Annotated in this window: 10 protein-coding genes; 3 read left to right on the top strand and 7 right to left on the bottom strand. The window is 42.0% G+C overall.

Going from position 1 to position 9,249, the window contains the following annotated elements; genetic code table 11:
* Positions 1-313: 313 nt before the first annotated feature.
* The 4 genes from ruvX to rsmE form a co-directional block, all read right to left on the bottom strand.
* The gene (ruvX, locus tag EAE90_RS22370; protein WP_214055344.1) at positions 314-733 is read right to left on the bottom strand and encodes a Holliday junction resolvase RuvX; all 420 of its coding nucleotides are present in this window, start codon (positions 731-733) and stop codon (positions 314-316) included.
* On the bottom strand, positions 734-1,297 hold the full coding sequence (locus tag EAE90_RS22365; protein WP_118987960.1) for a YqgE/AlgH family protein: 564 nt from the start codon (positions 1,295-1,297) through the stop codon (positions 734-736).
* A 108-nt stretch (positions 1,298-1,405) separates the two neighbouring features.
* A complete protein-coding gene (gene gshB / locus EAE90_RS22360) occupies positions 1,406-2,356 on the bottom strand; it encodes a glutathione synthase (protein ID WP_214055343.1) in 951 nt (316 codons plus the stop codon).
* Positions 2,357-2,365: 9 nt separating this feature from the next.
* Positions 2,366-3,097 carry a 16S rRNA (uracil(1498)-N(3))-methyltransferase gene (gene rsmE / locus EAE90_RS22355; protein WP_214055342.1) on the bottom strand — a complete coding sequence of 244 codons (732 nt, stop codon included), beginning with the start codon at positions 3,095-3,097 and terminating at the stop codon, positions 2,366-2,368.
* 283 nt (positions 3,098-3,380) lie between these two features.
* Between rsmE and EAE90_RS22350 the strand changes: the two genes are divergently transcribed.
* On the top strand, positions 3,381-4,049 hold the full coding sequence (locus EAE90_RS22350) for a prepilin peptidase (RefSeq protein ID WP_214055341.1): 669 nt from the start codon (positions 3,381-3,383) through the stop codon (positions 4,047-4,049).
* A 66-nt stretch (positions 4,050-4,115) separates the two neighbouring features.
* On the opposite strand, the gene EAE90_RS22345 is transcribed toward EAE90_RS22350, so the two are convergent.
* Positions 4,116-4,760, bottom strand: coding sequence for a DsbA family protein (locus EAE90_RS22345; protein ID WP_214055340.1), 645 nt, complete (start codon positions 4,758-4,760; stop codon positions 4,116-4,118).
* 31 nt (positions 4,761-4,791) lie between these two features.
* The gene (locus EAE90_RS22340) at positions 4,792-5,676 is read right to left on the bottom strand and encodes an MBL fold metallo-hydrolase (protein ID WP_214055339.1); all 885 of its coding nucleotides are present in this window, start codon (positions 5,674-5,676) and stop codon (positions 4,792-4,794) included.
* 106 nt (positions 5,677-5,782) lie between these two features.
* On the opposite strand from EAE90_RS22340, the gene EAE90_RS22335 reads away from it, so the two are divergent.
* On the top strand, positions 5,783-6,697 hold the full coding sequence (locus EAE90_RS22335; protein WP_214055338.1) for a LysR family transcriptional regulator: 915 nt from the start codon (positions 5,783-5,785) through the stop codon (positions 6,695-6,697).
* Here EAE90_RS22335 and EAE90_RS22330 read toward each other — a convergent pair.
* A complete protein-coding gene (locus EAE90_RS22330) occupies positions 6,680-7,615 on the bottom strand; it encodes a LysR family transcriptional regulator (RefSeq protein ID WP_214055337.1) in 936 nt (311 codons plus the stop codon). The genes EAE90_RS22335 and EAE90_RS22330 overlap by 18 nt on opposite strands.
* Positions 7,616-7,739: 124 nt before the next feature.
* On the opposite strand from EAE90_RS22330, the gene lysA reads away from it, so the two are divergent.
* Positions 7,740-9,032, top strand: a complete 1,293-nt coding sequence (lysA, locus tag EAE90_RS22325) for a diaminopimelate decarboxylase (protein ID WP_214055336.1) — start codon at positions 7,740-7,742, stop codon at positions 9,030-9,032.
* Positions 9,033-9,249: the final 217 nt, after the last annotated feature.

Below are 9,249 nucleotides of genomic sequence, written 5' to 3'. Positions count from 1 at the left end.
CCAGAGAGGAATAAATTTTTGGCAAAAGTCATCGACGCAGCAGTAAAGTTCTTCTAAATTAAACATGCCTGAGGATCTCCACGATTTTGTTTTCTTTGACAAAAACTTTGATCGTGCCTCAGGCACTGAGTTCCCTTCTTAAGCAAACCTCAGGTTAACTATGTGACTGGGATGAGCGAGTGCAGCCAACAAAGAGGCAATTTGAAAGATAACGGGTATATCAGTTAATCGCGAATCGAGGTTATACGGTTGCTGTTAATTGATCGCCGTTACCGTTAATTGATCATTATTACATTTATTAGCTATTACGCTGTTAATAGTGCTGTTCAAACCAGCTTTCCAGAATAATAACAGCAGAAGTAGCATCTACTTTGCCTTTGTTTAAGGCTTTATAACCACCTCGGTCAAACAGATGAGCACGGGCTTCAACCGTTGTCAGGCGTTCATCCTGGAGTTGAACTTGTACGCCAAACCGGCCATGCAGCCGGTTTGCAAATTTACGTGCTTGCGCTGTGACAAATTGCTCAGTGCCATCCATATTGAGGGGAAGACCAACGATAACTAGATCGGGTTGCCACTCTTTAAGCAATTTTTCGATTTGCTGCCAATTGGGGATACCATCTGTGGCTTTAAATGAGGTTAATGCTCTGGCGGTACCCGTGATTTCTTGTCCGATGGCTGCGCCGATACTGCGGGTGCCAAAATCGAAAGCCATTATTGTACGGTTGCTCATCTACGCATGTCCTGCTTGTGGCGCAATATTGTAGATATTGATACCGAGCAAAGATGCGGCTTCACGCCAGCGGTCCGCAATAGGGGAGTTGAAAATAATATGTGGATCAGCATTTGTTGTTAGCCAGCTATTCTCCATTATCTCTTTTTCAAGTTGGCCTTTTTCCCAACTGGCATACCCCAACGTGACCAATATCTGTTTTGGTTGGCGCGGTGTACCCAAGGTTTCAAGGACATCTTTGGATGTGGTGATCATTGTGTCATCGGAAATTTTGATGCTTGAACTGAAACCTGGTTTCGGTGTGTGCAATATAAAACCATGATCTTCAGCCAGTGGGCCGCCAGTCATGACAGGTTTGTTTAGATTGATACTTTCATCCCGATCTTCTGGTGATATTTTCAGCTTTTGTAAAACTTTCCGAACGGAGATTTGCTCAATAGGTTTATTTATCACCAATCCCATTGCCCCATTTTCATTATGTTCACAAATGTAAACAACTGAGCGTTTGAAATAGGGATCAGATAATGAGGGCATGGCGATAAGAAAATGGTGCTGTAGATTCATTTTGTTTCTAGTAATTAACCTTGCTATGTAAGGATTATTTAGCCCACAGTATGTGGGCTAAAAGTATAAATGACAAACCCTGACAGGCAAATTCGCAAAAAGAATTTTTTATTTCTCTAACCGTTCTTCAATCGCATTCATTAACATGCCAATGATTGAAATATCAGGGAAAGCGGCTTCTATCTCGCGTGCACAGGTTGGGCTGGTGACATTAATTTCAGTCAGTTTGTCACCAATGATGTCCAGGCCAACAAAAATTAACCCTTTTTCTTTTAAAGTCGGAGCAACAGCTCTGGCGATAGACCAGTCACTTTCTGAAAGCGGGCGAGCTTCACCGCGGCCGCCCGCAGCAAGATTACCTCGGGTTTCACCTTGGGCAGGGATACGAGCCAGACAATAAGGAACAGGTTCGCCATCGACAATTAATACTCGTTTATCGCCTTCTTTGATGGCCGGTAAGAAATTTTGCGCCATACAGAAGCGATTGCCATGTTCCGTCAGGGTTTCAATAATAACCCCAACGTTTGGATCATCTTTTTTCAGGCGGAATATCGATGCGCCGCCCATACCATCTAGTGGTTTAAAGATGACATCACCATGTTTCTGGTGGAATTCACGCAACTGAACAGCATTGCGAGTCACTAATGTATCTGGTGTTAATTCAGGGAACCAAGCTGTGAATAGTTTTTCGTTACAATCGCGCAGGCTTTGTGGTTTGTTGACAATGAGAGTGCCTTTCTCTTCAGCGCGTTCCAAGATATAAGTGGCGTAAATGTATTCAGTATCAAATGGTGGATCTTTACGCATCAGGATGACATCCAATGTTTCCAGTGCCAGATCTTGTTCTCTATCGAACTGATACCATTGCTGTGGACTGTTTTCTACCTGCAATAAGCGGGTACGTGCGCGGGCTTCCCCTTGGTGCAGATAGAGATCGCTCATCTCCATATAGTGGAGTTCCCAGCCGCGGTGTTGCGCTTCCAATAGTATGGCAAAACTGGTGTCTTTCTTGATGTTGATGGATGAAATAGGGTCCATCACGATGCCGAGTTTGATCATTCTTTCTCCTTAACCCAAATCGCCGAAACGCACTTGTAGTGCAGTAATTGCGGTGAGCGCTGTCGTTTCTGTTCTCAGTACCCGTGGTCCTAATAGGATATCAGTAAATTGGTAATTAGCTGTCATAGCAATTTCATCTATCGATAATCCGCCTTCCGGGCCGATCAGCAAACGCACTTTTTCGACAGGTAAAGGCAGGGTATTGATGCTTTGGCTGGCTCGTGGATGTAGATTTAATTTTAAACTGCCATCATCTTCCGCACACCAGTGTTCGAGTTGCATCACTGGGCGAATTTCAGGTATACGGTTGCGACAGCATTGTTCACAGGCAGCAATAGCAATCTTCTGCCACTGTTGAAGTTTTTTAGCCAACCGTTCTCCATCCAGCTTTACACCGCAACGTTCAGAAATTAAAGGCGTAATAACATTTACCCCTAGTTCTACAGATTTTTGAATGGTGAATTCCATTTTCTCACCGCGGGATATGACTTGCCCTAGATGGAGATTAAGTGGTGATTCATTATCGGCAAGTTCGCTATTGCTGATATGTACTTTGACAGATTTTTTGCTAGCTTCGGTGATCTGAGCGTTGAAGATCTGGTTGCTGCCATCAAACAGTTGCAACTGTTGACCATGACTCATTCTAAGTACCCGCCCGACATGGTTAGCCGCCTCATCACTCAGATAAATTTCAGTGTTCGATGAGAGTAATTCTGGGTGATATATGCGGGGTATACGCATGTTTTCCTGTCCTTCCTGCGGGGTATAAGGCAATAAATAATGGAGGATATGATAAGGTAGGCTTAATCCAATTATCAAGCTATCTCTAGACAGATTGTTATCTCTGAATAAATGTTGCGAGTTTGTTCGCATATTTATATTTAATTTGACTGTTTTATATTTTTTTTGTTGTTTTAAAGTATAGGTGTTTATTATTATATTTTTATGCCAAAAATAGAGTTAATGTTTTCTACTTTTTTGTGAAAATATTCATTATCTAATTAAGTTGGGGGTGTTTTATTAAGTGGATTTTAATATTAAGGTTGTTGTTTTCGCTATTCTTGTTGGAATAGTGTCTGGAATAATTCTGAATAAAGTGATATCTCTTTTCATTAAAATTATTTATGGATGTGAAGAAATAGCTTTTGGTTATTTTCAGGTTGAATTAGTGACACTGTTTATAACAGCTTTTTTTATTATTTATTTTCCATTGAGTTTTCATTCATATATTGTTTTAATGTTTGTTTTGATATTTGTTTGGGTGTTAATTATACTGTCTTTTATTGATATAAAAATTAAGTTATTGCCAGACGTAATAAGTTATCCACTGTTATGGATAGGGTTATTATTAAATTTGAATCAAACTTTTGTGCCTATTGAACAAGCTGTGACAGGTGCGATTGCTGGTTATTTAATTTTATGGTCGCTCTATTGGTTATTCAAAATAATTTGTCATAAAGAAGGGTTAGGATATGGTGATTTTAAGTTAATGGCGGCGGTTAGTGCTTGGTTGGGGATTGGCGCAATTCCTTTATTAATGTTTTTATCCTCACTGTTTGGTCTTATTGGATACTTTTGGATGTGGAGAATACGAGAAAATTACCAAGAGTCCGTTGCTTTTGGCCCATATATAGCCATTTCTGCGGTCATAATGATCTATATGCACGTATTGGCAATAGATGGGTTATCGTGAATGGCGCCCAATAGCTGAAAATGTATGGGCGCCAGTAGTTAAAATTGTGGTATTAAAACTGTGGGATTAAAATTGACAGTGAATCAGTGCATCTTGCCAACGTTTGGGATGTCCCAAGTATTTATCAAGAGAAATAATAGATAGCTCGTTTCTGTCATTTTCTAGAATAAATGTAGGGAAGCCGGAGCCGCCAACTGTTGTCAATAGTTCACGGCTTTTCCTAATATGTTGGAGACCTTCTGATTCATTATTCAGTGTCAGCTCTTGCTGAAACAGTTCTGAATCAAGCTGCAACTCATTCGCCAAATTCAATAATGTTTCAGTTTCGCTGATTTTTAATCCACGAACATAATGCGCTTTTTGTACTGCCAGTAACATTTCGACACCTTTGCCAGCCAACTTTTCTGCTGCAAGAATGGCTGATATTGGTGGTAATGAATCCATAATCAGTGATTTATCATTTAACAGTGCGACATATTGCTCACTGAAAGTTTGCCCGGTAAGGCTTGCGATCCGTTTATCCTGGCTAAGGATATAATCACGCCATGTGCTGTCTATTTGTTGGCGTCTGTTATCACCTGTCAGCATTCCGCCGCCATGCAATTCAATTTTCACATTTGCGACCTCTTTTGCTGCTTGTATCAGAGAGGAAACGCCATAACACCAGCCACATAGTGGATCATAGATGTAATGCAGAATCATTCCGGGCATATTACTTATTCCTGAAAAAGAGTTAATTCACTTATTGGGGCCACTTCATTTCGCCTTTCAGCACCTTAGCACTTAATTCGAGACTGGATTTGTCTGCAAGTGTCGGGTAGTGCTTTTCCATTGCGGCTATTAGCGCTTTTGAATCTTTCGCTTTTGCCAGCTCTTTCTCAAAAATAGTCAGGTATTTTTGCGTGAAATTAACGGATTCTAACGTCATTGGTGTATTACCAATGAAATGTCCTGGAACCACAATTGTCGGTTTCAGCTCTTTCATACGATTTAATGTTTGCATCCAGTTTTTACGAGACTCTTTAGTCTGTGTATCTGCCATCCAGACATGAATGTTGCCTGAAACGGTGACACCGCCTACTACTGCTTTTAATTTTGGTATCCAAACAAAAGTACGGTTAGCCGCAGGGCCATCAAGACCTTCGACAATCAACTTTTCACCGTCAACTGTAAAAGTGTTACATTCCAACGGTTGCGGCACGATAACTTTTTTTGGGGCCTGTTCTTTCAGGATACCTCCCCAATAAGCCAGTTTGCCATCTTTGGTCTCTTTGATTTCTTTAATGGTTTCTGGTGATGCAATGACTTTGGCGTTAGGGAACGCTTTGGTCAGTGTATCAAGGCCAAAATAGAAATCAGGATCAGACTGACTGATATAGATAGTTGTCAGTTTTTTGCCGGTATACTTAATTCTTCTGGCTAGTGCTTCAGCGTCATTTTTTTGGAACTGAGCATCGATCAGTACAACTTCTCTATCACCGATGATGAGCTCAGAAGAGACGGGAAATATGCTTCTTTCACCTGGATTGAAAACATCCAGTTTTAGGTTAGTGGCTTGTGCCAGAGAAATAGTACCCAAGGAAAGGATACCTGCCAGCGCAATATTTAGTGTTGTTTTGCGAGTCATGATTGAATTCCTGATGTTGTGTGTAGCAAGGTTCATAATAAGTTGCGTTTTTCGATGAAAAAACCGCATAATTGGCAATTGTTTGTTGCATAAATCGAGCTAATTGATGGATAGAGTCACTGCTGCGCAAGTGTTCACTATAATTGTAGAACAAGGCAGCATGATTGCTGCATCGGAACGGTTAGATATGTCGCGGGCAATGGTATCCCGTTATCTGGCTGAAATGGAAAAATGGGCGGGAGTACGTCTGTTACATCGTACGACGAGAAAGATCAACCTGACATCGGCAGGAGAGATCGCCTACCAGCGTAGTCGTAAGTTATTGCAATTGGCGGAAGAGATACCTGTTCATCAACCAGTAGAAGCGCAGGAGCTGAGTGGCCTTTTGCGAATAAGCAGTTCTCAATCTCTGGCGGTGAGCGCATTGTCTGTGGCGATTCCTGAGTTTATGCAGATTTATCCTCAGATAGCTATTGATATGCAAGTGAGTAATAAGGCAATAAATTTGGTCGAGGAGCGGATAGATTTAGCGTTACGCATCACCAATAATCTGGAGCCAAATTTGATCGCCAGACCGTTATCGACATGTCATTCTGTGGTTTGCGCTGCCCCTTCCTACCTGATGGGAAAAATGCTTCCTCAAAAGCCTGCTGATTTAGCCCTGCATAACTGTATGACTTATAACTTTTTTGGCAAAAGTCTTTGGTTATTTGAACGCCAGGGAGAAAAATATTCTGTTCCTGTTAGCGGTACTTTGAGTGCTAATGAATCGATGGTGTTAATGGAAGCAACATTGCAAGGAGCGGGAGTCGCCATGCAACCCTATTATTCTGTTGCTTCGCATTTGGCGTCAGGAAAATTGATTCAGTTGTTGCCAGAATATCGACCTCAGGCGATGGGAATTTATGGTATTTATGCCAGCCGTCAAAATATGCCAGCAACGCTGAGGGCATTACTGGATTTTCTGATTCAGTGGTTTGCTTCTTCTCCGTACTGGCAAGCACTAATGCTGAAAGGCTGACTTTAGTTTTTGAGGAAACAGGGCAATTTGTGCTTTTAGGTGTTCAATAAAAGTATCGACTGGGACAGAAGAGGGGCGATGAATGGGCTTTATCAGGCTGACAGTAAAAGGAATGTTAATACTGAATGGGCGAGCGCATATTTCAGATTTGCCGTGGCTGTCCAGATAATCGAGTACAGTCAGTGGGTTGACAATAGAAACACCGATGCCTTCGCGCACCATTGCACATACTGATGCAGCACTGTGAGTTTCCATAATCATGCGGCGGCGAATACGGTGCTCTGCGAATATTCCATCAATGAGCTGCCGGTAGCTATCCGTTATCGAAAGGCTGATAAAGTTTTGTTCGCTGAAATCTTCGGGAGTCAATAACGGTTTATGACTGAGAGGATGAGCGGCGGGCAATACGCAAATTTCATTCAGTGTGATCAATGTTTCTCTCTGTGTACCCGGTGGCGTCTGCAAATGTTCTGTCAAACCCAGATCATGGCGTTGAGCTGAGAGCCACTCTTCTAATAGCGGTGATTCCTGTGGAATGATGGTTAAATTAGTCTCAGGATATTGACGGATAAAGTGATGGCAAACTTGCGGTAATAGTGATTGAGAAAATACCGGCAGGCAGGCGATGGAAAGCTGAGCATGTTGAAATTTACGTATGTTGTCAGCCGCATTCATTATTCTTTCAAGTCCATAATAAGAGCGTTGAACTTCTTCAAAAAGGCGTAATCCTTGCGCTGTTGGGTGCAGGCGGCCTTTTACTCGGTCAAATAGTTTGAATCTTATTAGGTGCTCGAATCGTGCTAATTCACGACTGACGGTTGGTTGTGATGTTTGTAATAAAATAGCCGCTTCTGTCAGGTTTTTTGTCGTCATTACCGCATGGAAGATTTCAATATGGCGCCATGAACAAGAAGACATAAATTGTTCCTTCAAATGATAATTCTATATCACAGATGAATAGACTATAACGAAATGGATATTTTTATTCCTGTTTTTTACTGCCAATAATGGGTTATTTGCTGACTTTATGAGAGAAACCCTGATGAGTACTTTTACCTCCAATTTTACCCGTAATAGTTGTCCTAATCTGATACCGGAGAGTTTGGGGCGTTTGCCAGAAACGTATGGTACTCCATTATGGGTTTACGATAGTGAAACAATTATCCAAAAAATCAAATTGTTATGTCAGTTTGATGTAGTTAGGTTTGCTCAGAAAGCCTGTTCTAATACTCATATTTTGCGCCTAATGCGTGAGTATGGTGTAAAAGTTGATGCTGTTTCGCTAGGGGAAATTGAGCGTGCTTTGCGGGCCGGATTTTGCCCAAAACAAGAAGTGTCAGACATCGTTTTTACTGCTGATTTAATCGATGTGCCGACGTTGCAACAAGTAACCAAGTTGGATATTCCAGTTAATGCGGGCTCTATCGATATGTTGGAACAGATTGGTCAATGTAAAAAAGGGCATCCGGTATGGTTGCGGATCAATCCTGGGTTTGGTCATGGTCATAGCCAGAAGACGAACACAGGCGGGGAAAACAGTAAACATGGTATTTGGTATCAGGATCTTCCACGGGCAATTGAGAAAATCCGCCACTATGGATTGAAATTGCTTGGTTTACATATGCATATTGGCTCTGGTGTTGATTATCATCACCTTGCCAGTGTGTGCAATGCGATGGTTGAACAGGTTATTCTCTGTGGTGAAGATATTCAGGCAATCTCAGCCGGTGGTGGTTTATCGACTCCTTATCATCAGGGAGATGAGCGAATCAATATCGCTCATTATTTTGGGTTGTGGGATGATGCTCGTAAAAGGATTGAGCAGCATTTAGGTCATAAAGTTGAACTAGAAATTGAACCGGGGCGTTTTTTGGTGGCGGAATCTGGCATTCTGATGACAGAAGTTCGGGCGGTTAAGCAGATGGGGAGCCGTAATTATGTTCTGGTGGATGCGGGGTTCAATGACTTAATGCGTCCAGTAATGTATGGCAGTTATCACCATATCTCAGTTTTGCCTGCTGATGGACGTAAGATTGAGCAATTGCCATTGCGGGAAACGTTAGTTGCGGGGCCGTTGTGTGAATCCGGTGATATCTTTACCCAGGTTGAAGGCGGGGGGATTGCGCCAAGAGCGTTGCCGCCTGTTCAGGTTGGCGACTATCTAATTTTTCATGATACTGGTGCGTATGGTGCGTCAATGTCCTCCAATTACAATAGCCGTCCGCTTATCTCTGAAGTGTTGTTTGTTAATGGTAAGCCTCAATTAATTCGCCGCCGTCAAACGATTGAAGAGTTGTTAGCATTGGAAGACGTATCCTGTACTTCTACGCCATAAAAAAGATGGGGCGATATTTTAAGATATCGCCCCATGATTAATTTAACCCGAATTCTGGATAAGAAATTGACATGAAGCCTGTTCCAGGAGCAATGTTTTGGTGCACGCCGAAACAGCTCCGGGGAGGAACAGGCTATGAACAAGTTAGTTGAAATTTTCTGCGATGTCGATGATTTTTGCCGCTTCTTTATTCCTCAATGGGAATTATTTTGTTTCG

The organism is Photorhabdus caribbeanensis, assembly GCF_018448885.1.
Classification (GTDB): Bacteria; Pseudomonadota; Gammaproteobacteria; order Enterobacterales; family Enterobacteriaceae; genus Photorhabdus; species Photorhabdus caribbeanensis.
The sequence above is the reverse complement of the archived record's forward strand: the minus strand, read 5'-3'. Positions and strand labels throughout refer to the sequence as shown.